This is a genomic window from Herbaspirillum sp. DW155 (genome assembly GCF_037076565.1).
Lineage (GTDB): Bacteria > Pseudomonadota > Gammaproteobacteria > Burkholderiales > Burkholderiaceae_D > Herbaspirillum.
Genome location: NZ_AP029028.1, coordinates 2,229,702 through 2,256,553 on the forward strand (window position 1 = coordinate 2,229,702; position 26,852 = coordinate 2,256,553).

22 protein-coding genes are annotated in these 26,852 nt (G+C 62.4%); 12 read left to right on the plus strand and 10 right to left on the minus strand.

The window, feature by feature from the left end; all coding sequences use genetic code 11:
* Window positions 1-25 precede the first annotated feature (25 nt).
* The 3 genes from AACH55_RS10310 to AACH55_RS10320 are packed head-to-tail and all read right to left on the minus strand — an operon-like array spanning window position 26 to window position 3,886.
* A complete protein-coding gene (locus AACH55_RS10310; protein WP_338719339.1) occupies window positions 26-226 on the minus strand; it encodes a DUF1656 domain-containing protein in 201 nt (66 codons plus the stop codon).
* Complete coding sequence (locus AACH55_RS10315; RefSeq protein ID WP_338719340.1) at window positions 216-2,420, minus strand: FUSC family protein; 2,205 nt, start codon at window positions 2,418-2,420, stop codon at window positions 216-218. Before AACH55_RS10315 ends, AACH55_RS10310 begins: the two co-directional genes overlap by 11 nt.
* On the minus strand, window positions 2,417-3,886 hold the full coding sequence (locus AACH55_RS10320; protein WP_338719341.1) for an efflux transporter outer membrane subunit: 1,470 nt from the start codon (window positions 3,884-3,886) through the stop codon (window positions 2,417-2,419). Before AACH55_RS10320 ends, AACH55_RS10315 begins: the two co-directional genes overlap by 4 nt.
* A gap of 210 nt (window positions 3,887-4,096) precedes the next feature.
* Between AACH55_RS10320 and AACH55_RS10325 the strand changes: the two genes are divergently transcribed.
* The 6 genes from AACH55_RS10325 to AACH55_RS10350 all read left to right on the plus strand — a co-directional run bounded on the left by AACH55_RS10325 (window position 4,097) and on the right by AACH55_RS10350 (window position 11,394).
* Window positions 4,097-5,080, plus strand: coding sequence for a LysR family transcriptional regulator (locus AACH55_RS10325; protein WP_338719342.1), 984 nt, complete (start codon window positions 4,097-4,099; stop codon window positions 5,078-5,080).
* Window positions 5,081-5,185: 105 nt separating this feature from the next.
* Window positions 5,186-7,774: an ATP-dependent chaperone ClpB gene (gene clpB / locus AACH55_RS10330; RefSeq protein WP_338719343.1), complete on the plus strand. Its 2,589-nt coding sequence runs from the start codon at window positions 5,186-5,188 to the stop codon at window positions 7,772-7,774.
* Window positions 7,775-8,275: 501 nt separating this feature from the next.
* The gene (locus AACH55_RS10335; RefSeq protein WP_338720258.1) at window positions 8,276-9,961 is read left to right on the plus strand and encodes a diguanylate cyclase; all 1,686 of its coding nucleotides are present in this window, start codon (window positions 8,276-8,278) and stop codon (window positions 9,959-9,961) included.
* A 38-nt stretch (window positions 9,962-9,999) separates the two neighbouring features.
* Window positions 10,000-10,500: a ribonuclease E activity regulator RraA gene (rraA, locus tag AACH55_RS10340; protein ID WP_338719345.1), complete on the plus strand. Its 501-nt coding sequence runs from the start codon at window positions 10,000-10,002 to the stop codon at window positions 10,498-10,500.
* Entirely contained in the window at window positions 10,469-10,816 is a 348-nt protein-coding gene (locus AACH55_RS10345) for a DUF2169 domain-containing protein (RefSeq protein WP_338719347.1), read from the plus strand. Before rraA ends, AACH55_RS10345 begins: the two co-directional genes overlap by 32 nt.
* Window positions 10,817-10,926: 110 nt before the next feature.
* On the plus strand, window positions 10,927-11,394 hold the full coding sequence (locus tag AACH55_RS10350) for a hypothetical protein (protein ID WP_338719349.1): 468 nt from the start codon (window positions 10,927-10,929) through the stop codon (window positions 11,392-11,394).
* A gap of 302 nt (window positions 11,395-11,696) precedes the next feature.
* Here AACH55_RS10350 and AACH55_RS10355 read toward each other — a convergent pair whose 3' ends face one another.
* Window positions 11,697-13,928, minus strand: coding sequence for an FUSC family membrane protein (locus AACH55_RS10355; protein WP_338720260.1), 2,232 nt, complete (start codon window positions 13,926-13,928; stop codon window positions 11,697-11,699).
* Between the two features lie 472 nt (window positions 13,929-14,400).
* On the opposite strand from AACH55_RS10355, the gene aceA reads away from it, so the two are divergent.
* A complete protein-coding gene (aceA, locus tag AACH55_RS10360) occupies window positions 14,401-15,705 on the plus strand; it encodes an isocitrate lyase (protein ID WP_338719350.1) in 1,305 nt (434 codons plus the stop codon).
* 121 nt (window positions 15,706-15,826) lie between these two features.
* Here the strand turns inward: aceA and AACH55_RS10365 are convergent, their stop codons facing one another.
* Genes AACH55_RS10365 through modA form a run of 3 tightly spaced genes read right to left on the minus strand, consistent with a single transcriptional unit; the run spans window position 15,827 to window position 17,988 of the window.
* Complete coding sequence (locus AACH55_RS10365; protein ID WP_338719351.1) at window positions 15,827-16,495, minus strand: ATP-binding cassette domain-containing protein; 669 nt, start codon at window positions 16,493-16,495, stop codon at window positions 15,827-15,829.
* A 48-nt stretch (window positions 16,496-16,543) separates the two neighbouring features.
* A complete protein-coding gene (modB, locus tag AACH55_RS10370; RefSeq protein ID WP_338719352.1) occupies window positions 16,544-17,218 on the minus strand; it encodes a molybdate ABC transporter permease subunit in 675 nt (224 codons plus the stop codon).
* Window positions 17,218-17,988, minus strand: coding sequence for a molybdate ABC transporter substrate-binding protein (modA, locus tag AACH55_RS10375; RefSeq protein WP_338719353.1), 771 nt, complete (start codon window positions 17,986-17,988; stop codon window positions 17,218-17,220). Before modA ends, modB begins: the two co-directional genes overlap by 1 nt.
* A gap of 126 nt (window positions 17,989-18,114) precedes the next feature.
* Between modA and AACH55_RS10380 the strand changes: the two genes are divergently transcribed.
* The 4 genes from AACH55_RS10380 to AACH55_RS10395 all read left to right on the plus strand — a co-directional run bounded on the left by AACH55_RS10380 (window position 18,115) and on the right by AACH55_RS10395 (window position 22,820).
* On the plus strand, window positions 18,115-18,492 hold the full coding sequence (locus AACH55_RS10380; protein ID WP_338719354.1) for a LysR family transcriptional regulator: 378 nt from the start codon (window positions 18,115-18,117) through the stop codon (window positions 18,490-18,492).
* Window positions 18,485-20,221, plus strand: a complete 1,737-nt coding sequence (locus AACH55_RS10385) for a ClcB-like voltage-gated chloride channel protein (protein WP_338719355.1) — start codon at window positions 18,485-18,487, stop codon at window positions 20,219-20,221. Before AACH55_RS10380 ends, AACH55_RS10385 begins: the two co-directional genes overlap by 8 nt.
* 198 nt (window positions 20,222-20,419) lie before the next feature.
* Window positions 20,420-21,307, plus strand: a complete 888-nt coding sequence (rlmJ, locus tag AACH55_RS10390; protein WP_338719356.1) for a 23S rRNA (adenine(2030)-N(6))-methyltransferase RlmJ — start codon at window positions 20,420-20,422, stop codon at window positions 21,305-21,307.
* A gap of 151 nt (window positions 21,308-21,458) precedes the next feature.
* The gene (locus tag AACH55_RS10395) at window positions 21,459-22,820 is read left to right on the plus strand and encodes an HDOD domain-containing protein (RefSeq protein ID WP_338719357.1); all 1,362 of its coding nucleotides are present in this window, start codon (window positions 21,459-21,461) and stop codon (window positions 22,818-22,820) included.
* Window positions 22,821-22,928: 108 nt separating this feature from the next.
* On the opposite strand, the gene AACH55_RS10400 is transcribed toward AACH55_RS10395, so the two are convergent.
* The 3 genes from AACH55_RS10400 to AACH55_RS10410 all read right to left on the minus strand — a co-directional run bounded on the left by AACH55_RS10400 (window position 22,929) and on the right by AACH55_RS10410 (window position 26,066).
* Entirely contained in the window at window positions 22,929-24,395 is a 1,467-nt protein-coding gene (locus AACH55_RS10400; RefSeq protein ID WP_338714814.1) for an IS1182 family transposase, read from the minus strand.
* Window positions 24,396-24,553: 158 nt separating this feature from the next.
* Entirely contained in the window at window positions 24,554-25,171 is a 618-nt protein-coding gene (locus AACH55_RS10405; RefSeq protein WP_338719358.1) for a hypothetical protein, read from the minus strand.
* 7 nt (window positions 25,172-25,178) lie between these two features.
* The gene (locus AACH55_RS10410; RefSeq protein WP_338719359.1) at window positions 25,179-26,066 is read right to left on the minus strand and encodes a methylglyoxal synthase; all 888 of its coding nucleotides are present in this window, start codon (window positions 26,064-26,066) and stop codon (window positions 25,179-25,181) included.
* A 193-nt stretch (window positions 26,067-26,259) separates the two neighbouring features.
* Between AACH55_RS10410 and greB the strand changes: the two genes are divergently transcribed.
* Window positions 26,260-26,817 carry a transcription elongation factor GreB gene (greB, locus tag AACH55_RS10415; protein ID WP_338719360.1) on the plus strand — a complete coding sequence of 186 codons (558 nt, stop codon included), beginning with the start codon at window positions 26,260-26,262 and terminating at the stop codon, window positions 26,815-26,817.
* Window positions 26,818-26,852 lie beyond the last annotated feature (35 nt).

The following is a 26,852-nucleotide window of genomic DNA, read 5'->3' on the forward strand; positions in this document are numbered from 1 at the left end:
TGGGCGCGCAAGGAAGTGCGGTGAGCTAGCGATACACCGCCAGCCCCAGCAAGGCCGTCAGGCAGACGAACAGGCTCACCCGGAAGAGCGCCGGATGCCAGGTCAGTTCGTAGAAGCCCAATCGCACCAGCACGCGGTCAGCCAGCATGGCCAGCACGGCGGCCACCACGGCCAGCAGCAGGACGGTCGGAATATAGGCATCGAAGAAGGAAATCTCACGTGGCATGGTGCTCTCCCGTTGTGTTGTTCTGGCCCCCGGCGCGCATGGTGTGCAGCGGTGATTGCTCGTCCAGCAGGGCGGTACGGATGAAATGCAGGTAACTCAAGGTGCGTTGCAGGCGATGGCGTTCGCTGCGTTCGCGGTAATGCGGGCCGATGGCGCTCTGGACCTCGGCGATGGTGGCGTCATTGGCTTCCAGTGCGGCGGCCAGGGTCGCAGCCGAGGGCTGCGCGAACAGGGCCGGGATGGTCTCGCGCAGCCGGTTCAGGGCCGCGTAGGCCGAGGCGGGCAGGAGATCCGGTGTTGCGGTGCGGATGCCGTGCAGTTCGTTGCGCAGCTCGATGATGGCGTGGCCCACTTCCAGCGTGGCGAACATCCAGCCCAGTGCCTTCTGGCGCAGCAGCGGGCGGCTGGTGGTGAACATCGTGATCTGGTGCATCAGGTCGCGGGTACCGCTCTCGAATTTCAGGGCCAGGTGCGCCAGCTTGCCAAAGCAGGCATCCACCACCTGCTTGCGCAACTGCTTTTCCAGCACGTGCACGGTCCAGTCGGTGGTCGGCGGCAGCAGCAGCATGAAGGCCACGGCCGTCACCAGCAGCGACAGCACCAGCGCCACCGATTCGTTCAGATAGCTGGCGGCGTTGAAGTGGGCGAAGTTGTCCGGCACTGCCAGGAAGGGGAAGAAGATGCAGATCCCCAGGCCATGACCGGCCCATTTGGGCTTGGTGGTCAGGAACACCGCCAGCATCAGCACCGGCATGATGGCGCTGGCCAGCATCCAGTAACCATCCAGGCGCGGCAGGATGTGGAAGGTGTAGACATAGCCGGCCACAGCCGCGAAGAGCACGCCGATGGCCACCGTACGGGTCGCCCTGGCCGGATCGGGCGCGGCCGAGGTGATGGCGCAGAACGCGGCGGCATTGAGCACGGCCACGTCGCCGCTGGGCCAGCCGCTGGCAATCCAGAACGCCGCCAGGGCCAGCATCACGATGGCCGCACGCGCGCCAGCGATGAGGGCGGTGGTCATGCTGGTCTTGGGCGCATATGAATGCTCCCACTGCTCACGTTCATGGCGGCGCTGGGTCAGCGAGGCATAGGTGAGGGTATAGGCGTGCAGTTCTTCGATGACGCGATAGAGCAGTTCGCAGGCCGTATCGAAGTCCAGCATGGCACTGTCGCTCTGACACTGTTCGGACAGCGTGTTGCGGGTGGCACGGACGCGGCGGGGCAGTTCGCGTTTGTAGGCGTCCAGCTTCAGGGCTGCGTCGGCAGCATCCAGCGCACTCATGACGGGCTCGCCGCTGGCGCGTGTCAGCAAGGGCTGCACTTCGCGGAAATAAGGCGAGATCGCCGCGATGACCAGCTGGGCGCTCGCTGCCGGGTTGGCATGCAGGCGGTTCATCAGTTGGTGCAGCGCATGCATGCGGGTGGACAGGGCCATGAACTCGCTGTTCATCCGGGTCAGGCGGCCGCTGCGCAGGCGCACTTCCGGATCCTCGAAGATGGCCGAGCTGCGCATGGCTTCCAGACCGATGATGTCGCCCACGAAGCGGGCATTGGTCGCTTCGAGCTGCTTGCGGTCGGCGGTGCCGCCCAGGGTGGCGCTGATGAGATCGACGAAGGCCGTGAAGCGGCCACGGATGATGCGCACCAGTCCGGGCGCGCTGGCCTGCGGAAACACCAGTGCACTGACCAGCCCGACGCAGACGATGCCGACCATGATCTCGCTGACCCGCGTCATTACCGAATCAAAGGTGATGGCCGGATGCAGCGCCGCAGGCAGGCCGATCAGGGCCACCGTATAGCCGGAGAGCACGAAGCCGTATGAACGAAAATTCCGGTTATGGGCCGACCCGACGGTGCACAGCCCGATCCACAGCGCCGAGGCCAGCAGGAACAGTTCCGGAGTCTGGGCAAACAGATCGACGAAGACCACGATGGCCGCCGAACCGACCAGGGTGCCGATGACCCGATAGAAGCTCTTGGCCAGGATCATCCCGCTCTGCGGCTGCATGACGATGAATACCGTGATGAGTGCCGAGCGCGGCGATTCCAGGTCCAGCCCATAGCCGATGCCCAGCGCCAGCAGGCTGGCGAAGACCATCTTGAAGACGTAGACCCAGGTCGGCGCATCGCTGCGCCACCAGTCGGCGGCGGCCTCGCGCACTTGCGCCTTGAAGGAAAGGGACTGGGTATTCATTGCGCGGCCACTTCGGCAGGGGCGCTGCTGCCGTCCTGCATGCCGCCACCCAGGGCGGTCTGCAGGGCGGCATAGGAGGCCAGGCGTTGCGCCTGCAATTGCTGCACGATCTGCTGCTGGCGCAGCCATTGGGTTTGCGCTTGCAGGACGTTGAGGTAATCGGTCAGGCCGCGCTGGTAGGCGCGGGTGGCGATGTCCACGTTCTTCTGCGCGGCCTGTACCGATTCCTGTGCCTGCACTTGCTGGCGCACTACCGATTGCAGGGTCACCACCTGGTCCGAGATGCCCTTCAAGGCTTGCGACAACAGGGCATTGTAGTGCTCGACCTCGATGTCATAACCGGCACTGGCCGCGCCCAGTTGCCCGCGCAGGCGTCCGCCCTCGAAGACCGGCAGCGAGATCGCCGGGCCATAGGTGGTCTGCAGGTTGGGCCCGGAGAGGAAGGAGAACAGCCCGCCACCGGCCGCCGCCGGGCCGATGCCAGCCAGTAGGTTGATGTTGGGATAGAAGGCTGCCTTGGCCACCGAAATGCCCTTGGCCGCCGCTTCCACGCGCCAGCGCGCGGCGCTGATGTCAGGTCGGCGGCCCACCAGGTCGGCCGGTAGCGCGCTGGGCAGGCCGATGGCGGTTTGCAGCTGCATGGTCGGCCGGGTGATGCCATCGGCGGCGCCCGGGCCTGCGCCCAGCAGCGCGGCCAGCTGGTTGCGGATCAGGGCAATGTTTTCATGCAGGGCTTCGATCTGGCGGCGGGTTTCCGGCAGCGGCGACTCGGCCTGGGTGATTTCCAGCTGGGTGCCGAGGCCGCCCTTGAAGCGGCGATGGGCCAGGTCGAGGATTTTCTGTTCTTCCTTGAGCAGGGCTTCGGTGTTGTCCAGCAGGCCGTATTGCAGTGCCAGTTGTACGTAGGTGCGGACCACGTTGCCTTCCAGATCCAGCTGGGCGGCGCGCGCATCGGCGGCCAGCGCGTGCATTTCATCCTCGGCGCGCAGCGTGGCGTTCCTGTTGCGGTCCCACAGGTCGACGTTATAGGACAGGCCCAGGGTCGCCGTGTTGTTCCAGGTCAGCTTGTCGCGGAAGGCAGCGCCGTAATACACGTTGTCGGACCAATCCTTGCGGCCCATCGACACGTCCAGCTGGGCGCTGGGCAATTCACCGGCATGCGTGGACTGCGCCATCGACCGGGCCTGACGCACCCGGGCTGCAGCCACGGCCATGCTGGGGTTGCCGGCCACGGCGCGGGTCACCAGCTGATTCAGTTGCGCATCGCCATACGCCTCCCACCAGGCCCGCTGCGGCCAGCCGGCTTCGCCGGCGGCCTGGCGGATGGCCTGGCCGGCGTCGAGCACGGCCACGTCGCGTACCTGGGCCTGCGGCCGGATGCCGCCCTGGTCAGCGCAGCCGGCCATTGTCAGCGAAAACGCAATGACGGTCAGGGCTGATAACTTCGAGAAGGCGATACGTGTCATGGAATTACCCAAAAATATGCAAATATCAGAAGTTACGTATTCTATTTTGTAATTATTTTCGAAAAAATACGGCATATCGCAATTGTTTATATCGAATGCTGCAATAATAATTGCTCCATTCTGGGTAACAATGCTGCCCTGGCGTGGTGCGTCCATGCGGGCAGTTTCTGGCTCGTTGGTGCCCGCCCCCTGCATAGTGATAGGAAAACCATGGATACCCTGCAAAACATGCGCGTCTTCACGCGCGTGGTCGAGGCTGGCAGCTTCACCCAGGCGGCTCAGCAGATGGGCTTGACCACGGCCCATGTCTCGCGTGCCGTGGCCGATCTGGAGCGCCATCTGCGCACCCGTCTGATGAACCGGACCACGCGCCGCATCGCCCTGACCGAGGCGGGCGAGCGATATCTGCTGCGTTGCCAGCAGATCATGGCGTATGTGGATGAGGCCGAGGCCGAAGCCAGTGCCGCCTACGTCAAGCCCTCCGGTCGCTTGCGCATCCATGCCATGACCAGTTTTGGCCAGCGCTACGTGATTCCCTCGATCTCCGGCTATCACAAGCGCTATCCGGATGTGGCGGTAGAACTGACCCTGGCCCAGCGTATCCCCGACATGCTGGAAGAGGGCTATGACGTCTCCCTGGTGCTGGCGCGGGAACTGCCGGATTCCGGCCTGATCTACCGCCAGCTTGGCACTACCTTCAGCATGTTGTGCGCTTCCCCGGCCTATCTGGATAAATACGGTGTGCCCCAGCAGCCGGCCGACCTGCTCAAGCATGCTTGCCTGCAACTGGTCAGCCCGATTTCGCCGCTGGACGAGTGGGCGCTGGAAGGTCCGGAGGGCGCAAGCGTGATTGCCATCAAGAGCAATTTCCAGGTCAACGTGGCCGAGGGCATGCTGACCGCCATCCGCGAGGGCATGGGCATCGGCGTGCTACCCATCTATTCCGCCATGGAAGCCTTGCGGGCCGGAGCCATCGTGCGGGTGCTGCCGCAGCATCGCCTGCAGAACATGGGGGTGTATGCGTTGTATCCTTCCCGCCAGTACCTCGATGCCAAGATCAGCACCTGGGTAGACTGGATGCACGAGACGGTGGACAAGACCTTGCAGCAAGACCATCAGGCACTGGAGCGCCTGGGCAGCCTGCGCGAGGAAATGCAGGGCCTGACCGTGCGCAGTGGACCGCTGGCAGAATGACCACTGCAAGCGACCTGATGCAGATCAAATCAGACGGCACGATCATTGCTTGAAAATCACAGGCGCTGGCCCAACTTTCATTTCATTGAAAAATTGGAGCGAACCATGCGTCTCGACAAACTCACCACCAAATTGCAGGAAGCGCTGGCCGATGCGCAATCCCAGGCCGTCGGCCACGACAATCAATACATCGAACCCGTTCACCTCATCCTGGCGCTGCTGAACCAGGACGACGGCGGCGCCCGCTCGCTGCTGCAGCGCGCCGGCGTGAATGTGAACGGTCTTTCCACCGCCTTGCAGGCCGCCGTCAAGCGTCTGCCGCAGGTCTCCGGCAATGGCGGCGAAGTGCAGGTCGGCCGCGAGCTGGTCGCCTTGCTCAACCTGGCCGACAAGGAAGCGCAAAAGCATGGCGACCAGTTCGTCGCCAGCGAAATGGTGCTGCTGGGCCTGGTGGATGACAAGTCCGATGCCGGCCGCGCCGCCCGCGACAACGGCCTGACCCGCAAGTCGCTGGAAGCGGCCATCACCGCAGTGCGCGGTGGCGCCTCGGTGTCCTCGCAGCAGGATGAAGGACAGCGCGAAGCCTTGAAGAAATATACCCTGGACCTGACCGAGCGCGCCCGTGCCGGCAAGCTCGACCCGGTGATCGGTCGCGACGATGAAATCCGCCGCGCCATCCAGGTGTTGCAACGGCGCAGCAAGAACAATCCGGTCTTGATCGGCGAGCCCGGCGTGGGCAAGACCGCCATCGTCGAAGGGCTGGCCCAGCGCATCGTCAATGGTGAAGTGCCGGACAGCCTCAAATCCAAGCGCGTGCTGTCGCTGGACATGGCTGCGCTGCTGGCCGGCGCCAAATATCGCGGCGAGTTCGAGGAGCGCCTCAAAGCCGTCCTGAAGGAAATCGCCCAGGACGAGGGCCAGACCATCGTCTTCATTGATGAGCTGCACACCATGGTCGGCGCCGGCAAGGCCGAAGGCGCCATGGATGCCGGCAACATGTTGAAGCCCGCACTGGCGCGTGGCGAGCTGCATTGCGTGGGTGCCACCACGCTGGACGAATATCGCCAGTACATCGAGAAGGATGCGGCCCTTGAGCGCCGCTTCCAGAAGATCCTGGTGGACGAGCCCAGCGTGGAAGCCACCATCGCCATCCTGCGCGGCCTGCAGGAAAAGTACGAAGTGCACCACGGCGTGGACATCACCGACCCGGCCATCGTCGCCGCTGCCGAGCTGTCGCATCGCTACATTACCGACCGCTTCCTGCCGGACAAGGCCATCGACCTGATCGACGAAGCTGCGTCGAAGATCAAGATCGAGATCGACTCCAAGCCGGAAGTGATGGACAAGCTCGACCGTCGCCTGATCCAGCTGAAGATCGAGCGCGAAGCGGTCAAGCGCGAGAAGGATGAAGCCTCGCAAAAGCGCCTGCAGCTGATCGAGGAAGAAATCGAGAAGCTCGAGCGTGAATATGCCGACCTGGAAGAAATCTGGAAGGCCGAGAAATCGACCGCCCAGGGCGGCCAGCAATTGAAGGAAGAAATCGAGAAGGTGCGCCTGCAGATGGAAGAGGCCACCCGCAAGAGCGACTGGCAGAAGGTCTCCGAACTGAAGTACGGCAAGCTGGCCGAGCTGGAAGCCGCCCTGGAAGTACAGAACAAGAAGGATGCCGCCGGCGTCAAGAGCGAGAAGCCCAAGCTGGTCCGTACGCAAGTGGGCGCCGAGGAAATCGCCGAGATCGTCGCGCGCGCTACCGGCATTCCGGTCTCGCGCATGATGCAGGGCGAACGCGAAAAATTGCTGCATATGGAAGACGTGCTGCATGAACGCGTAGTCGGCCAGGACGAAGCCATCGTGGCCGTGTCGGATGCCATTCGCCGCTCCCGTGCCGGCCTGGGCGACCCCAGCAAGCCGTACGGTTCCTTCATGTTCCTGGGCCCCACCGGCGTGGGCAAGACCGAGCTGTGCAAGGCGCTGGCGTCCTATCTCTTCGATACCGAAGAAGCCATGATCCGCATCGACATGAGCGAATTCATGGAGAAGCATTCGGTGGCCCGCCTCATAGGCGCGCCGCCGGGCTATGTGGGCTATGAAGAGGGCGGCTACCTGACCGAGGCCGTGCGGCGCAAGCCCTACAGCGTGATCCTGCTCGACGAAATCGAGAAGGCACACCCGGACGTCTTCAACGTGCTGCTACAGGTACTGGACGATGGCCGCATGACCGATGGCCAGGGCCGCACCGTGGACTTCAAGAATACGGTGATCGTGATGACCTCCAACCTGGGTTCGCACAAGATCCAGAGCATGGAAGACAGCGATCCGGCACTGGTGAAGCTGGCGGTGATGGCCGAGGTCCGTACGCACTTCCGCCCGGAATTCATCAACCGGGTCGATGAGATCGTGGTCTTCCACGCGCTGGACGCCAAGAACATCGGCGCCATTGCCAAGATCCAGTTGCGCATCCTGGAACAGCGCCTGGCCAAGCTGGACATTGGCCTGCAAGTCAGCGAGGCCGGCTTGCAGAAGATCGCCGAGGCCGGTTTCGATCCGGTCTATGGAGCTCGGCCGCTCAAGCGCGCCATCCAGCAGGAGATCGAAAACCCGCTGTCCAAGCAGATCCTGGCCGGCAAGTTCGGTCCCAAGGATGTGGTGCATGTCGAGGTGCAGAACGGTCAACTGGCTTTCAACAAGGCATGAGCCGGTAACTGAGCCGGCAAGTGCGGCGAGGCAGACGGAAGCGGCGGGAACATGTGTTCATGTCCCGCCGTTTTTTTATGTCGTTTGCTGGGGGAACATTCCGCCGGATTCAGGTGCAGGCAACAGTTTTTGTTACGTCAAAAATAGTTGACGGAGTTTCTTCTGACCGCGCCCAGAGCGGCTCTCGGAGCAGCGGACTGCTGAGCCAGGTTGCGCCGCACTGCAAAAAACCTTCCCCAAAAGAGGGCGAATGTGATATTTACTTCATACAAGGGGGACGCGCCACGACCACAAAGACCGGTGCGCCATCAACATGGGGCGCGAGCCCGTGCAGCAATCGCCAGGCCGCATTGGATTGTCTGGCAGCAAGGAATTCATGGGCAACTCGGTGATCGGACGTCAGCGCGCGGCGCGTCGCAGCAGGGGGCAATGGCATGAAAGGGGGCGATTCTGAAGCAATCGTCCTTGCAGCGGCTATTCATCTTGCCGTTCATTTTCCTGATGGTCTGCCTGGTGCTGACCATCGGCTGGTTTTTGTATCGGGCAGGCGATGATGCCACCGAGGTGCTGGCACGCAATGCCCTGACCGAAGTGATGGGACGCGTGAGCCAGGCCATCCTGCGGCAGACCATGGGCGCGCGTGAAACCCTCAACGTCGTGGCGCCCCAGCCGGTGCCGCCGGCCGAGTCTGGCCAGCTGCCCGCCCATCTGCCTTTCCCCAAGACCCGCAAGGAACTGGAAGACCGCCTGTGGCTGGCCAATTCACTTTTCGATGAGCCCAGCTACGTTTATTTCGGCGGCGCCGATGGCAGTTTCGTGGGGATCAAGCAGGAACAGCCCACCGTTTTCATGTACAGCGTACGGGAGCCGGGGCAAAAGAACTTCGTCTATTATCTGCGCGGACCGGGCACCGAGATGAAGCTCGTCGCCATCCAGGACTATGAGCCGCGCAAGCGCCCCTGGTACGTGCAGGCCGTGCAGCAGGGCCGCGAAACCTGGTCCCCGGTCTACATCGATTACCGCGTCAAGAACATCGTCGGCATCAACCTTTCCAAGCCCATCTTCGATGCCGACGGCACCCTGCTGGGCGTGGCCAACAGCAGTATCGGCCTGCAGCAGTTGAGTACGCTGCTGCATCAGGTGCCGCTGTCGGCCCATGGCGTGGCCTTCGTCACCGAGCTGCAGGGCGACGTGGTGGCGACCTCCCTGGATGAGCCCATCTATGCGGCCGACCAGCCGGGGCAGGAACCGCAGCGGCTCAATGCCCGCCGGAGCAAGTCGCCGATGGTGCAGCAGGCCTTCGACGAGGTGCGTCGCCATCTCGATGCCTATGGCGCCGAGCCGGACAAGCTGGTGCTGCTCGGCGCGCGCAGCGAGGGCAGCAAGATCGAAGTGGCCTTCCGCCTGCATCGCGACCCGGCCGGGCTGGAATGGCTGGCCATCAGCACGGCACCGCGCTCGGATTTCCTCGGCTCGGTCACCAGCGGCGTCTACCAGACCCTGATATTGGGCTTGCTGGCTGTCTGCCTGACTTTCGTGATCGGCTTCCTGCTGCTGCGCTGGGTGCTGCGCGATATCCGCAAGCTCACGCTGGCGGCCAAGAGCATCGGCAACGGCAGTCCGTTCCCGGCGCTCAACATCGACCGCAACGATGAAATCGGCCAGCTGGCGCAAAGCTTCGTGGAGATGGAGCGCAATCTGCGCACCGACCGCCTGACCAATGTCCTGAACCGCGATTCACTGATCGCGCAGATCGATTTCCGCCGCCGCAACAGTTCGCAGGCCAATCCGCTGCAGTTCGCCTTGCTCTTCATTGATCTCGACCGTTTCAAGGCGGTCAATGACGAATATGGTCACGACGAGGGCGACAAGGTATTGATCGCCATTGCCGAACGCCTGCAGCACAGCCTGCGCCATGATGATTCGGTGGCCCGCTTCGGTGGCGATGAATTCGTGGTCTACCTGCACGGCGTGACCGACATGGAGGTGGCGCGCAGCATTGCCGACAAGATCCGCCACGCCGTCAACAAGCCCATCGAGGGGCGCGATGGCCAGTCCTACACGGTCGATGCGTCCGTGGGAGTATCCCTTTATCCGGACGACGGCTTGGATGTGGAAACCTTGCTGAGGGTTGCCGATTCACGTATGTTCGACCAGAAGCGCCTGCATCGCATCCTGGCGGTGTGAGCGCAAGACCCGCCCATCGAACCCCTCCGGAGGAATCCATGACATCAGCCAGCTTTGCCACCTGTGACCTGTGCGACGCCAACGAAGACAAGCTGGCCGCCGGCACGCTGCACGTCCTGCCACCCATCTTCGCTTCCTTCGGCCGCAAGCAGGCCTTCGCCGGCCCGGCCAGGACGCTCAAGGTCTTCGAGGACAACGTGCTGGTGCGCGCCACCCTGGAGACGCCCGGCAACGGCCACGTGCTGGTGGTCGATGGCGGTGGCAGCCTGCGTTGCGCCCTGGTAGGGGGCAATCTGGCGCAACTGGCCCAGGACAATGGCTGGGCCGGACTCCTCGTCAACGGCTGCGTGCGCGATACGGCCGAATTGAATGCCTGCGAGGTCGGCATCCGCGCCCTGGCGACGCACCCGCAACGCAGTTTCCGCAAGGGAGCAGGGGATGCCGATATCAAGGTCGGCATCGCCGGTGTGGCGGTGCATCCGGGCGACTGGATCTACGCCGACGTGGATGGGGTGCTGGTGTCGCGTACCCGGCTTTGAGCCTTTGTGCGAAGCCGATGAATTTTTCGGGGAGGATCTGCATGCAAGCGTACGGCAGGAGTCCGACCTGTGTCTTCCATACAAGCCGCGCTGCGACGTCATCGTCAATGCCACTGCTTATCCTCCCGCAGCATTGAGCGGTAAAACGCCGTACCGTTTCACGGTACGTGTGGTCGTCATACGCCCCGACGCCCCGGCACCGCTGCCACCCACCCGAGCCGCAAGGATTGAACCCGTTCATGCCCGCCTCGCCCTAGGCCGTGGTAGCGCGGCGCTCGGAGGTGGAGCATTTAAGGAAATCGGGCATTCCCGATGAACGCCTGGTCGATAAAACGCCGGTAATCCACGGCTAACGCCTTGCCTGTACGGCTGGAAAAAGCTGGCATCGATGTGCATATCGGCCCCAAATTCCATAAGGAGTGAGAAGTGAACATCACGCGAGACGAAGCGGAAGCAAGATTTGATGGTTTTTTGATGGACATGGATGAGCAGCTGGAGTGGCTGGAAGATGAAGCCGAACAATACGGCATCAGCATCAGTTTCGAAGCGACGGTGGATGACCTCGAGAAACTGGAGCAGTTATTTGATGTGATGTCTGCTAATCAGGACAAAGAGTTCGTCTCGAAATTGACGACCACATTTGCCCGTCAGTTAGGGGAAGTCGTTCGCTTGAACTATGGCGGCAAGTGGGTTCTTTCGCTGGAAGATCCCCGAAGCCCGCATTTCAATATGCCGGTCCTGGTCGGCCATGCACCAGTCGAAGGAGTGGAGTTTGCCCCTATTCTGGTGATGCGTTCTTATGCGTTGCGTAGAAAAAAAGGAACCTTGAAGCGGGCGGTCGATGCGCAGGTGAGTCCTGAACCTTTGGACTTGAGCGGTATGGCCGAAGAATAATAAATTAAGCGAAAAATCAGCAGCAACCCGCAAAGCCAGATCCATTGCTGCCAAATCAGCTTGCCGTCGAGTACGAGCCGATTCCAGCTCACGCTTTTGCTCAATAATTCTGGTAGCCCATTGGATTTTTCCATCGAGCCGGGCGCTTTTTTATTGGCCATGCCGATGATGAGGGAACACGTGTACTCATCCCGTAAGTACACCAAAATCCCCAAGCCTCCTCAAGGACATCAGGGGCAAAATGGCGCCACAGCCTTTAAAGCCCGCCGCGTGCGGGCTTTCGTTTGGGTCTGCGCAGCCGCTCAGTCGGGGGATTTGCGCAGCACCTGGTCGATGGCGGCGGTCTGGCTGACAATTTCCTTCAAATCCTGGTTAAGCAGGCTGGTACGGCGGCGCAGATTGTCCCAGCCCGACCATGCGCTGGCCTCGGCCGGGACTGGTTCCGGCGTGACCGGGCCGATCAGTTCGATCTTGCCTGACAAGGCCTTCTCGGCCGGCGCCTCGGGCGAGACCACCACGGCGCCGCCGCGCTTTTTCGGCTTGGGTACCAGCAGACGCTGGGCTTCGGCCAGATGCTGGCTGGCTTCCAGGTAGGTTTCCTCAATCAGCCTGGACACCGCGCCCTGGGGCATGTTGTCCTGATGGCGCCGCAGCATCAGGCGCAAGGCGGCGATGTGGGCGGCCACCAGGTAGTTTTGCACGATGAAGCGGTTCAGCTCGCGCACCGCGCGCTGCTTGGTGGCCGGCTCGTCCATCATGCGCACCAGGGCCGAGATGAGTGCGGCCAGGCTGTCCATGAAGCCCTTGCGGCAGACCCGGTAGAAGAAGTCGTCCTTGACCTTGCCTTCGAGCATGTCACGGCTGGCGGTGAGATAGCGCTGGCTGGCCTTGAGCACGTTGCGCAGCAGCTTGGGCAGGTCGCGGTATTCCCAGGCCGGCAGCACGTAGCTGAAGAGGGTGGCGATGACCACACCGATGATGGTATCGATGAGCCGCTCGCCGATCACCGTCTGGTGACCGGCTGGCATGAGCAGGTTGAGCAGCATCAGGATCTGGACCGAGGCGGCAATGGCCGTGTAGCGGTACTTGATGTAAGTGAAGGCCGGTGCGGCCACGCTGGCGGCGAAGAGTACGGCCAGCTCGCCCAGCGGATTGTGCACGAAGCGCAGGATCAGCAAGGTGATCATGCAACCGATGACGGTGCCGATGAGGCGGTCGGCCATGCGTTGCTTGGTGGCGCTGAAATTGGGTTTCAAGATGATGACGATGGTCAGCACAATCCAGTAGCCATGCGACATGTAAGGCAGCAGCCCGGCGACCCACAGGCCCGTGGTCACCGCCAGCGCCACCCGGATGGCAAAACGGAAGATCGGCGACTGCCAGCGCAGGTTCACCAGCAGCATGTTGAACTTGAACTTCTGCTGGGTCAGGAAGGGCGTCATGTCCGAGCCCGGCAGGATGGGCAGCGGATCGACCGGATTTTGCGTGGCCTGGTGCACCTGGCCGATGAATTCGATGATGTCGCGGATCTTGTTGTAGGTCACCCGCAGCAGCGTCAGCGCTTCGGGCGAGGCCTGGCGCGGGCCGGGCAGGGCCAGTTCCTGGATCTCGAACTGCACGGCACGCAATTCGGCCTTGTAGTTCACGCTGGGTTCGGACGCTTTCTTGCGGGTGATGGCATAAGCGATCGATTCAATGTCCTGGGCCGCCTTGGTGGCCAGGTCGCGCAGGAAGATCATCACGTCGGAGCCGCCGAAGTGCTCGCGCAGGAAGGCGTAGTCGGCATGGGTGGACAGCACCTGTTCATACAGCTCCAGCATCGACAGGTGCACCTGCACCAAGAGGCCATCCTGCTTGGTATGCAGGTCGCGCAGGATCAGGTCGCGCGAGGCCTGCTGCTTGTCGGCCACCACGATCTGCTGGCGCACCAGCTGGTTGAACTGGCTGGCCAGGTCGTGCTTGACGTCATAGAAATCGGCCTTGATGCGCAGATAGCGCGCCAGCTCGAAGAGCGCTTCGGCCAGCACCTGCTGCTTGATGCGCCGGCGCAGGAACCACGACACCGCCATCGAATAGGCCAGGTAGCCCAGCCCGCCGCCCAGGAACAGCACCGCATGCAGGAAGGCATCGGCCATCGGTAGCTGGTTTTCCATCGAGAGGGTCATCACCATGAGCGCGGCGAATTGCAGCGGCATGGTCTTCTTGCCGTAGACCACCATCATGCTGGCGAAGAAGCTCACCACCACCATCATCGCGCTGACCAGCCAGGGCACCGGCGCACACAGGCTGATGACCAGCATGACCGCCGTACAGAGCAGCACCCCGGCCAGCATCTCGTTGAACTTGTGGCGCAAGGGGCTGGGCAGGTCCATCAGGCTGGTACAGAGCGCGCCGAGGAAGACCGTCATCGTGGTCGGCATGTCGGCCACGTTGAACACCAGCAGGGTCAGGCCGACTACCCCGATCGCAATCCGTACACCTGTATAGAAATAATGACTGAAGAGGAAGGTACGAATGTCCAGGGCGTAATGCATGTAGACAGGGCGGCGTTGCATCACCGCTTTGGAATGAGTTAGGCGCTTATTCTCTGCCTTCTTTTGCAATTAGACAACCCGATGGCTTCGCGTCAAAGAAGACATTCCGTTAAGCGGGAAGATGAACAGAAAAGCGAATTTCACGGCGCTGCTTCGTCACTGACGGCAGCGTTCGTATGAACGACCGTGGTGCAAGAGGTTTCATTTCCGCGATTTTTTACGATACGAAGTCTTCATTTTGTATGGTGAAAAGTGCCGGTGCGCCGCATCAAAACTCTTTTTCATTCTCCGGATTTTCGTTTCGTATCGCAAAATCAGTCGTATAAGTAGCTGATTTTATTCATATAAAAATTTTACACATATCTTATATAAGACATTGTTGCTCCGCGAAGGCAGGCCTACTATGAAGTCATGGAATCAACGATTTCATCCGGTTTCAAGCCACTTCATATTGACCAACAAGGAGATCCACATGAGCACACGTGAACAGCAAATCCAGGCCCTGGAACGCGACTGGGCAGAGAACCCCCGCTGGAAGGGCATCAAGCGCAACTACAGCGCGGCCGACGTGGTTCGTCTGCGCGGCTCGCTGCAGATCGAGCACACCCTGGCCAAGCGCGGCGCCGAGAAGCTCTGGAATCTGGTCAACAGCGAGCCCTTCGTTAACGCCCTGGGCGCGCTGACCGGCAACCAGGCCATGCAGCAGGTCAAGGCCGGTCTGAAGGCGATCTACCTGTCCGGCTGGCAAGTCGCCGGCGACGCCAACCTGGCCGGTGAAATGTATCCCGACCAGTCGCTGTACCCGGCCAATTCGGTGCCGATGGTGGTCAAGCGCATCAACAACACTTTCGCCCGCGCCGACCAGATCCAGTGGTCCGAAGGCCGTGACGACATCGACTTCTTCGCGCCCATCGTGGCCGATGCCGAAGCCGGTTTCGGCGGCGTTCTGAACGCCTTCGAACTGATGAAGTCGATGATCGAAGCCGGCGCCGCCGGCGTGCACTTCGAAGACCAGCTGGCCTCGGTCAAGAAGTGCGGCCACATGGGCGGCAAGGTGCTGGTGCCGACCCGCGAAGCCTGTGAAAAGCTCAACGCCGCCCGCCTGGCCGCTGACGTCATGGGCACCCGGACCCTGGTGATCGCCCGTACCGATGCCGAAGCCGCCGACCTGCTGACCTCCGACGTGGATGCCAACGACAAGCCCTTCCTGTCCGGCGAGCGTACCGTCGAAGGCTTCTTCAAGACCCATCCGGGCATCGACCAGGCGATCTCGCGCGGCCTGGCGTATGCCGAGTATGCGGATATGGTCTGGTGCGAAACCGGCAAGCCCGACCTGGCCTTTGCCAAGACCTTCGCTGAAGCCATCCATGCCAAGTTCCCGGGCAAGCTCCTGGCCTACAACTGCTCGCCGTCCTTCAACTGGAAGAAGAATCTGGATGACGCCACCATCGCCAAGTTCCAGCGCGAACTGGGTGCCATGGGCTACAAGTTCCAGTTCATCACGCTGGCAGGTTTCCATGCGCTGAACTACTCCATGTTCAACCTGGCGCACGGCTATGCCCGCAATCAGATGTCGGCCTTCGTGGAACTGCAGGAAGCCGAATTCGCCGCCGCCGCCAAGGGCTTCACGGCGGTCAAGCACCAGCGCGAAGTCGGCACCGGCTACTTCGACGCCGTGACCCAGGCCATCCAGCAAGGCCAGTCGTCGACCACGGCGCTGCACGGTTCGACCGAAGATGAACAATTCTTCGACGACAAGGCCAAGAAGGCGGCCTGAGGCAAGAGCGATCCGAGTCTTGAGTGAATGTGTGTGGAAAACCGGCCCGCATCCTTGCGCGGGCCGGTGGGGCGATCCCCGAACTTGATGCCGTACTCCACAAGAGTGCGGCTTTTTTTGTTCAGCCGGGATGCAGGCGCCCGTCGCGCAGTTCAAAGACGGTCTGCCCCAGCGCTTGCGCGTCGGCCGGATCGTGAGTGATGAGCAGCATCGGCACCTGCAGGCGGGTTTGCAGTTCGGCCAGTTCTGAGCGCATACGCTCGCGCAAGGACAGGTCCAGGGCGGAGAAAGGTTCATCCAGCAGGAGCATGGCCGGTTCGGCTACCAGCGCCCGTGCCAGCGCCACGCGCTGCCGCTGGCCACCGGAAATCTGGGCCGGGTGGCTGTGGGCGATGGCCTGTAACTCGAAGGCCTGCAGCCATTGCCGCACCGCCGGATGTTCGGCCGGACGGCGGATGCCGAGGCTGCCGCGCGACAGGCCAAAGGCGATGTTCTGCGCCACCGTCAGATGCGGGAAGAGGGCGTAGTCCTGGAACAGATAAGCGACATTGCGCTCCTGTACGCGCACATCGATGCCTTCGGCGCTATCGAAAAGCGTGCGTCCCTGCACGCGGATGTGCCCGCGGTCGGGCCGCATCAGTCCGGCGATGGCCTTCAGGGTCAGGCTCTTGCCCGAACCGGAAGGACCATAGAGCACGATACGCTGGCTTTCGGAGGCCAGGGCGATGTCGAGATCGAAGACGCGATCACCGGCGCGCAGTTGTTTCTGGATCTGGAGGTCGACGCTCACGAACGGAAATGGGGTAAAAGATATGACGATATGAATGATTTGCGCTGTTCAGCGAATCTGCAATTGCGAGCGATCCGGTACCAGGCGCCCGGCCACCATCAGCAGCACGATACAGGTGATCGAGGTGATGAGCACCAGGAAGGTGGCCGCTCCATCATCGCCCGCCTGCACGGCCTCGTAGATGGCGACCGACAGCGTTTGCGTGCGACCCGGCAGGTTGCCGGCCACCATCAGGGTGGCGCCGAATTCCCCCAGCGCGCGGGCGAAGGCCAGCAGCACGCCGGCCGTGATGCCGCGCGTGGCCAGCGGCAGGCTGACACGGAAAAAGACGCCGGCTTCGGATACGCCCAGCACGCGGGCGGCATTTTCCAACTGATGATCGACGCTTTCGAACGCGGCGCGCGCAGCCTTCAACACCAGCGGGAAGGCCACTACGGTGGAGGCCAGCACCGCGCCCTGCCACGTGAAGACCAGCTGGATGCCCCAGCTCTCCAGCCAGGCGCCCAGCGCGCCCCGGCGGCCGAACAGCACCAGCAGGTAATAGCCCAGCACGGTCGGCGGCAGCACCAGCGGCAGGGTCAGTACCGAATCGATGAAGTCGCGCAGCGGCGAGCGCCAGCGCGACAGGCCATAGGCGGCGGCCACGCCCAGCACCAGGTTGAGCACGGTGGCCAGTCCCGCGACCTTGAGCGACAGCAGCAGGGGTGTCCAGACCGGATGCATCAGGGTTTCTGGAAGCCGTAACGCGCCAGCACTGCCTGGCCGCTGGCCGACAGCACGTGCGCCACGAACTGCGCTGCCAGCGCCTGCTGCCTGCTGGCCGCAGTTACCGCGATGGGATAGGTGGCCGGGGTGGCGGAGGGGATGCGCAGGGCGACCTTGACCTTCTCCGGCATGACCGCCGCATCGGTGGCGAAGACGAAGCCGGCATCGACCTCGCCGCGCGCCACGTAATCCAGGCTGGTGCGCACGTTTTCGGCCATCACGCCCTTGGCCTGTACCTGGGTCCAGAGTCCGGCCTGTTCCAGCGCGGTCTTGGTATAGCGACCGAAGGGCACCGAGGCCGGATTGCCCAGGGCGATGCGCTGGTAGGCCGCGCCGGTGAGGTCGGCCAGCGTGGCCGGTTGCTGCTTTGCGTCGTGCGGCACGATCACCACGATCTGGTTGGCGGCGAAGTTCTTGCGCGTGGCCGGGTCCACGGCTTTTTCGGCGACCGCCTTGTCCATCGCGGTCTGGTCGGCCGAGGCGAAGACGTCGGCCGGGGCGCCGCGCACGATCTGCTGCATGAGGATGTCGGAGGCGCCGAAGTTGGTAATGACCTTCACACCGGGGTGCTGCTGTTCGAAGCTTTGTGCCAGATCCTTGAAGGCATTGGTCAGGCTGGCCGCCGCCGAGACCACCAGATCGGTGGCCTGGGCGGCCGTGCTGGCCAGCATCAGCGTGGCGGCGCAGGCGGCGCCCAGGGTGGCTTTGAAGCGGAAGGTCTTGAACATGAGGCTCCTCGATCGGCAGGAAACTGGGGAAAGCGGCGTGGGCGAAATATACGCAAGGATATAACGAACGTCAATTCCGCGCACCCGTATGGCCGCGCCTGGCTACCCGCTAGTACAATCACGCGCATGAATGATTCCAAGACCCTACGCGTGCGTGTGATGCAAGGCGACACCATCGCCTTCGGCCCGGGGAAGGCCGATCTGCTGCAGGCCATCGTCCGGACCGGATCGATTTCCGGGGCGGCGCGCGAGATGCAGATGTCCTATCGCCGCGCCTGGCTGCTGGTGGAAGAGATGAACCGCTGCTTCGCCAGTCCTTTGGTGTCCACGGCCACGGGCGGCGCGCGCGGAGGCGGGGCGGCGGTGACCGAGCTGGGGCAGGAGGTGCTGGCGCGCTACCGGCGCATGCAGAAAAAGGCGGCGGCCAGCATTGCCGCCGATCTCAGGCATCTGCAGGGACTCATGAACCAGACGAGCGAAGAGGGCGACGGCGACCATGCATGAGCTGTGGATCAAGTACCGCCTGCGGGTACTGAACGCCTGCCGCGTTTCGGAAAACCATTCCATGCTGCTGTGGGGCGCGCTGGCCGGCTTCGTCGGTGCGCTGGCCACGATTGCCTTCCGCGAATGCATTGCGACGCTGCAGATCTGGCTGACCGGCCATGATGGCAGCTTCGTCGATATCGCCAAGGGCTTGTCCTGGCCGGTGAGGGTGCTGCTGCCGACCTGCGGCGGCGTGATTGCCGGCGTGATCCTGGTGTGGGCCAGGCGCACGCCTGCCGGCAATGGCGGCGACTACATGGAGGCGGTGGCCATCGGCGACGGCGCCATTCCGGTGCGCAATACGCTCTTGCGCAGCCTCTCCTCGCTGGCCTCGATTGCCTCGGGCGGCTCCATCGGGCGCGAAGGGCCGATGGTGCAGCTGTCGGCGCTGTGTGCTTCGCTGGTGGGCAAGTTTTCGCATTTTCCTTCATCTCGCCTGCGCCTGCTGGTGGCCTGCGGGGCTGCAGCGGGCATTACCTCGGCCTACAACGCGCCCATCGCGGGCGCTTTCTTCATCACCGAGATTGTGCTCGGTTCGCTGGTGATGGAAAGCTTCGGCCCGGTGGTGGTGGCCTCGGTGGTGGCCAACATCACCATGCGCGAGCTGCCCGGTTACCGCGCCGCCTACGAGATGCCTTACTTCCCCGAGATCGGCGGCTGGGAAGTGCTGCTGTTCCTGGTGCTGGGCGTGCTGGCGGGACTGCTGGCACCGCAGTTCCTGCGCGTGCTGGAGCTGGGCAAGCATGGCTTCGGCAAGCTCAAGCTGCCGCTGCCGGTGCGCCTGGGGGTGGGCGGCTTGCTGGTGGGCCTCATTTCCATCCAGGTGCCCGAGGTCTGGGGCAATGGCTACAGTCTGGTCAATTCGCTGTTGCATACCACCTGGCTGTGGCAGGCCGTGCTGACGGTGCTGGTCATCAAGGTGCTGGCCACGGCCATCACCGTCGGCTCGGGCGCGGTCGGGGGGATCTTTACGCCCACGCTTTTCGTCGGCGCGGCGGTCGGCTATCTGTTTGGCGATACCGCCTCGGCCCTGTTGCCCTTCCACATGTCGCAACCCTTCGCCTATGCCATGGTGGGTATGGGAGCCTTCCTGGCAGCGGCGTCCTATGCGCCGCTGATGGCGATCCTGATGATCTTCGAGATGACGCTCAGCTACCAGGTGGTGCTGCCGCTGATGCTGTCCTGCGTGGTGGCGTATGTGGTGGCGCGCAGCGTGGACGGGCGCTCGATGTACGAGATCACCCTGAAACGCCATCGCGACAACGAAGAACGGCTGCGCCTGCGCGGCACCCACATGAGCGAACTGATCCGGCCGGCCGAGACGGTCCTGGCGGAGACGGCCAGCCTGGAAGAGGTCAGTGCCCTGTTCCTGAAGTATCCGGTCAAGTACGTCTATATCGTCGATGCCCGGGAGCGCTACCAGGGCGTGGTGGCCTTGCAGGACATCACCTCCTGGCTGCTGGACAAGAAAGAGCCCGCCGGGCGCGTGGCGCGCGACTTCCTGCGGCCGCATTTCCTGCATGAGGTCACACCCGACATGTCGCTGGGCGAGGCGCTGCAGTTGTTCCTCGATCACCAGGGCGAACGCCTGCCCGTGATCGCCAGCGCGGAAGACCCGCGTCTGCTCGGGGTGGTCTTCAAGACCTCCTTGCTGGATGCGTATTTCCGGCTGGATCGGGCCGGTAATTGAGGGCAGGGGAGCCATCAGCACGCTCCTTGCCACCGGCGTTGTTTGTAACAATACCGGACTGGTCCGACAACTGCTCACTTATCCTTGATAAAATGTGAAGCGTTTCCACCTCATCGGTGGTCGTCGCCGCGGCCTGTTCGGGCCTGTCCGGACCGACCCGCCGCCCGATTTCAACCCCATCCTAGAAGTGAATTTCCCATGCTGAGTTATCGCCACGCTTTTCACGCCGGCAACCACGCCGATGTCCTGAAGCATATGGTGATCATCCAGTTGATGCGCTATCTCGGGCAGAAAGAGACTGCCTACATGGTCATCGACACCCATGCCGGCGCGGGCGTCTACGCGCTCGATGGAGATTACGCCAGCAAGAACGCCGAATACGAAACCGGCATCGCCAAGCTGTGGGACCGCAAGGACCTGCCGGCGGCGGTGAAGGAATATGTCGATGTGGTCAAGTCGCTCAATCCCAGCGGCAAGATGCGTTACTACCCCGGCTCGCCGTATTGCGCTGAGAAGATCATGCGCGAGCAGGATCGCCTGCGCCTGTTCGAGTTGCATCCCAGTGAAGTGAAGGTGCTGGAAGACAACTTCCGCAAGCTCGAAGCCCACGCCGCCGCCCAGGGCCAGCGGCCGACCACGCGCGGCAGGCGCGTGATGGTGCACCGGGGCGATGGCTTCCAGGGCCTCAAGGCCCTGCTGCCGCCGCCTTCGCGCCGTGGCCTGGTGCTCATCGACCCGCCCTATGAAGACAAGCGCGACTACAGCCACGTGGCCCAGGTGCTGACCGATGCGCTGACGCGTTTTCCGACCGGCACCTACGCGGTCTGGTACCCGGTCCTGCAACGCAATGAATCGCGCCAGCTGCCTGAGCGCCTCAAGCGCCTGGGTGCCAAGAGCTGGCTCAACGTCACACTGGCCATCCATGGACCGGCGCCGGATGGTTTCGGCTTGCACAACAGCGGCATGTTCATCCTCAACCCGCCCTGGACGCTGGAAGCGACCTTGAAGGAGGTCATGCCCTACCTGATCGAGGTGCTGGGCGTGGACGACAGCGCCGAATATGTTCTGGAGTCGGGCGAGAACTGAGCCGGGCGGGGGCTTGCCTTGTGAATATTTGTGAGTTTTTTCGCTTGTAGTGGTCGTAATGTCACCGAAATCATGACAAAACGGCATACAATAAGATCATTGCTTCAAGTCAACATTTAACGCAACGCCAGGGGCTCGTAGAAAAACAACCATGTCAGACCAGTCCGCCGATCCAACCGTTTCGCCCCAACCCGCGCACCAGGCCCTGGATTTCTTTCTGGCGCGCCAGCCCATCCTGAGCCGTGACCAAGATCTGATCGGCTACGAATTGCTGTTTCGCAGCGCCGCCTTCGGTCCGGCCAATGTGAAGGATGACGTCACGGCCACGGCGGCGGTGATTGCCCATGCTTCCGAGCTGGGCTTGTCCAACGTGATCGGCAATCTGCAGGGCTTCATCAATGTCGATGCGGCCGTGCTGATGAGCGACTTCATTTATTTCCTGCCGGCCGACAAGGTGGTGCTGGAGATTCTGGAGACGGTGCGCGTCACGCCCGAGCTGGTGGTGCGAGTACGCGAACTGGTGGCTGCGGGTTATGTGTTTGCGCTGGACGACGTGGTGGCCGAGTCGCAGGAAATCGAAGAACTGCTGCCGCTGGTGAAGATCATCAAGATCGACGTGATGGAAGTCGATCCGAGCAAGCTGCTCAAGCTGTCGGTGCATTTCAAGCGGGCCCGCAAAGAGTTGCTGGCCGAGAAGGTCGAAACGCTGCAGCAATTCAATGACTGCATGACCTTCGGCTTCGATTTCTTCCAGGGCTATTATTTTGCCAAGCCGATGATCCTCCAGGGCAAGAAGCTGGAAGCCTCGAAGATGGTCATCATGCATCTGCTGACGCTCTTGGTGCGCAATGTCGACAACGCCGAGATCGTGCGCTACATCAAGCGTGACGTGGCGCTGTCGCTGACGCTGCTGCGGCTGGTCAATACGCCCGTCTACGGCTTCCAGAAGTTCATCGATTCGCTCGGTCAGGCACTGATCGTGCTGGGCCGCCGCCAGCTCAAGCGCTGGCTGCAGATCCTGCTGTTTGCCAATACCGACAAGGATCGTGCGCATACCATGTCGCCGCTGATGATCCTGGCGGCCACGCGCGGCAAGATGCTGGAACTGGTCACGGCCAGGATCCGTCCGGGCCGGCGCAAGATGTCGGAGATGGCCTTCACGGTCGGCATCATGTCGCTGGTGGACGCGCTCTTCGGCATGAGCATGGAAACCGTGCTGCGCCAGATCACGGTCAGTACCGAGATCCGCGAAGCCCTGCTGCGTCGCACCGGCTTCTACGGCACCGTGCTCAAGCTGGTGGAATGCACCGAGTTGCGGGCGCCTGACCAGGCGGAGATGCAGCGTCTGCTGGACGAGTTGCACCTGTCGGCAGACGATTTCTTCGCCGCCGAAAAGCAGGCCTTTGAATGGGGCAACAGCATTGCCAACAACAACATCGGCGAGCACGCCAGCATGCAGATGTCGCCGCCGCCGGAAGGCTATATCGATGACGATGATGACGACGATGACTGAGCGCGTCGCCCTCGATGGCGGGCGGGATTGCCCCTGAAAAAAAGGCTGCCTTTGAGCAGCCTCAGGTTGATGACGAACCCCGTGTTTTCGAACACGGGGTTTTGTTTTTCAGGCGCAGGTAATTTGCAGATGGTCAATGGCGCAGAAGCCAAGCAATGCGCTCATTTTTCTCTGTAGCCACTTTTGTACGCTGGCATAGGCGTTCAAGCCCGGTAAAAGCGCGCGCAAGCGCGCCACCAGCAGGGCAATCTTCTTCATGTTCTGGGCCGCCGCCGCCAACAAGCACTGCTCGGCGACCTTGCGCAAGCCGCGCATGCGGGCATAGCGATGTCCGTGCAATTGCTTGGCGTCGGCGAAGCTGCGTTCTACCGTTTCCTTGCGTCGGGCATAGATGCGCTTGCCCCATTCGGTACGACGCCGATCATCCACCTTCTCCTTGGAACGCTCCCACACATGGCGCGTCACCACCTTGACCGCATTGGCGCTATTGGTGCATTGCTCGCGTACCTTGCAGCCCCGGCATTGTTCAGGCTTGGATTTGTATTCCCGATACCCCTGCCGATTGGTGGTGCTGTAGTGCAAGGACTGGCCCTGCGGGCAGATGTATTCGTCACGGTAGGCATCGTACTCATACGCCCGTTTAAAGAATGTCCCCGGCTTGTGGTTGGGTGTGCGGTAGCCCATCACGCCGCTGATCTCGCGATTCTCCAGTCCCTGGCAGACGGCCGGTGTGAAATAGCCAGCATCCAGGCCAACGGCCTGTACATCAAATCCGAACGTCTGGCGCTGACGATCCAGGCGTGCCAGATAAGGTTGACTGTCATGGACTGAGGCGGGCGTGACATGGGTATCGGTAATGATGCAATGCTTGGCATCGACGGTGCGGTGATCCAGGTAGAAGAAGCCCTTGGGCTTGTCGTCGCGCACCATGTAGCCGCTCTCGGGATCGGTGCGACTAACCTTGATCTCTTTGGTGGGCGGCTCATCATCATCGTCACGTTTGAGCGGCTTCTTGCCATGCTCGGCACGGTCGATATCCACAGCCGCATCCAGTTCGGCCAGATAGGCCGAGGGTGTCTGGGCAACTTGAACGTAGTCGAACTTGTTCTTGTTGGCGTTGGCCTTGAGGTGGGTGCTGTCGCTGTAGAGCACACGGCCATCGACCATGCCGCGTCCAATGGCCTGGCGCACGATCTCGTCGAAGATGTCTTGATAGACGGTGGTATCAATGAAGCGGCGGCGCCGGTTCTGGGAGAAGGTGGAGGAGTCCGGCACCTTGTCGGTCAGACGGAATCCGGCAAACCAGCGATAGGCCACGTTGACCTGGACCTCGCGGATGAGCTGGCGCTCGCTGCGGATACCGAAGAGGTAGCCGATGAACAAGAGCTTGAAGAGTACCACCGGGTCCAGTGCCGGGCGGCCATTGTCGGCGCAATACAGATGCGCCACCTTCTCGCGGATGAACTCGAAATCCACCGCCGCGTCGATCTTGCGCAGCAGGTGGTCCTTGGGCACGAGCATCTCGATGGTCACCATCTCTAACTCGTGCTGGGCGGCTGTCGGTTTTTTGAGCATGACCGATTAAACAACAAAGCCTTGGCTCTCGCCAAGGCTTTCCAAGGCTTTGTCATCAATCTGAGCCTTGGCTCTCGCCAAGGCTTTCCAAGGCTTTGTCATCAATCTGAGGCTGCCTTTGAGCAGCCTTCTTCATTTTTACTTCATTAAATCTGAATCTATTTGCTCCGCATGCGGCTCACCAGCCGGCGCACCACCCGCAACGCCCGAGTCCACGGCGCTCCCGGACCCGGTGCGGCGATGCGGGCAGCGAGCGCGTGCTTGAGACGGACGATGGCGTCTTTCAAGGCCTTGAGCAGGCGCTGCACCTGTTGCCAGCCGGCCGTGGCCCGCAGTTGCGCCGTGAGCCGGGCTTTGAGGGCCAGCAGGCGGTCGTGATAGCGCTGGAACCAGTCCAGCGAGAGCAGGCTGCGCCGCGTCAGGGCATAGATACGCGCGACCAGGGCGGTGCCCAGCACCTTGGCGGTCAGGACGATCAACAGGCCCAGGGTAGGGTGGCCGTGCGTGATCGACAGCAGTGCCAGAATCTTCACCGGCAAGAGCAGCAAGGTCGGCGCCAGGAAGATCAGCAGCGCCGCATAGGGCGACAGCCGCTCCACCCAGCGCTGCAGCCGCACCAGCCAGGGCCATTCGGGGATGCGGGCCAGCGCGGCCTGGGTGGTATCCCACAGCCATTCTTCCAGCATCAGCAGCAGGGCGGCGGTGTAGATCAATGGTGCCAGCAGGCGCCGGCGCCAGCGGGTCGGCCGGCGCGGCGGCGGTACGGAAGACGTCATCCAGTGCTCAGACGGCGCGCGCCTTGATCAGCGACAGCCAGCGGTCGCCCCACTTCACGTCGCTCATGCAGGAAGCATAGCCGGTCACGGTGCGGGCGGCGCGTTCGAGCAGCTGGATGTCTGCTTCGTGCTGGCGTGCCACGTGCGGGTCTTCCAGGAACAGCACGCGGCGGCACTGGCGCTCCAGGATCAGCTCGGCTATCTGGGCATCGCCACCCAGGGGGCCGGAGAGGAAGGGCTTGACCCAGTTGCGTCCGGCTTCGCCTTTTTTCTTCATGGCCAGCTGGTTGAGCAGGCCGCCGGTGGTGCCGGTGGCACAGCGGAAGGCGAACTGGTCGAGCACCTCGAAGTGCTTCTCGGCCAGCTCCAGCATGCGCGACTTCATGGCGTCGTGGGCGATCAGGGCGATGCCTTCGTCCTTCAGGTGGAAGCGGTCATCGAGGAAACTGTCGGGCGTTGCGCCATTGGCCAGAGCTTCCAGTTCAAACCATTCCTGGGCACCGGCCAGGGTCGAGAGGAAGGGCTTGCCGTGGATGACGCACTGGCGCTTGAGGGCCACCGCTTCCGGAAAGGTGGACGAGGGATCGACCGGATCGATCAGGTAGATCACGGCATCCAGGGTGCGTTCGGGATCGGGATCGACGGTGCGCGAGACCAGCTTCATCAGCCCGCCATGCCGGCCATAGGGGAAGCGCACCAGGTGGGCATAGCCGGGCAACAGGTTCATCTGGCTGATCGCATCCAGGGTGCGGCCGACCACGATCAGTTCGGGTTGCAGGCTTTCGATGCGATGGCGCGAGCCGGTCAGCAACTGGACCAGGGCGGAATCCGAAGCGTCCTGATGGGCGCGGTTGGCGATGAGACCGATGCGATAGCGGGGAGCGATGGAAGACATGGGGCGCAGGCAGGCGAGTGGATGAACCCTGGCATGGCGGTCATGCGCAGGCGCGAGTGCAGATTATCGCCGAGTGCGCGCCAAAGGGCGAGTCCGGCACAGTGCCACGCGCATTATTCGGTATAACTGTACCGTTGAGTCCCTCCGCATGCGGCTACAATAAGCGTGACTCTGCATACCAACCCACTCCAGCATGAACAAGGCTTTTGTAAAAGAATCCGACGGCGCCGACGACGATGACGAGATCGCCTTGCCGGCCATCCCGGCCGGCAGCAAGAATTACATGACTCCGCAGGGGCATCAGCGCATCAAGGATGAACTGCTGCACCTGATCGATGAAGAGCGGCCGGAGGTGGTGCGCGTGGTGTCCTGGGCCGCCTCCAATGGCGACCGCTCCGAGAACGGCGATTACCTCTACGGCAAGAAACGCCTGCGCGAGATCGACCGCCGTATCCGCTTCCTGACCAAGCGGCTGGACAATGCCGAGGTGGTCGACCCGTCGGTGCATCATGGCAGCGACCAGATCTTCTTCGGCGCGACCGTGACCTACGAAAACCAGAAGGGTGAAGAACATACCGTCACCATCGTGGGCATCGATGAACTCGATCCCCTGAAGGGCCGCATCAGCTGGATTTCGCCCGTGGCGCGGGCGCTGACCAAGGCGCGTGAAGGCGATGAAGTGGTGCTGCAGACGCCTTCCGGGATGGAGCAGCTGACCATCCTGGAAGTGACGTATCCGGCACCGCAGTAGCGCCCGCCCCGTCTGCGCAAACCTGACCCGGCCAT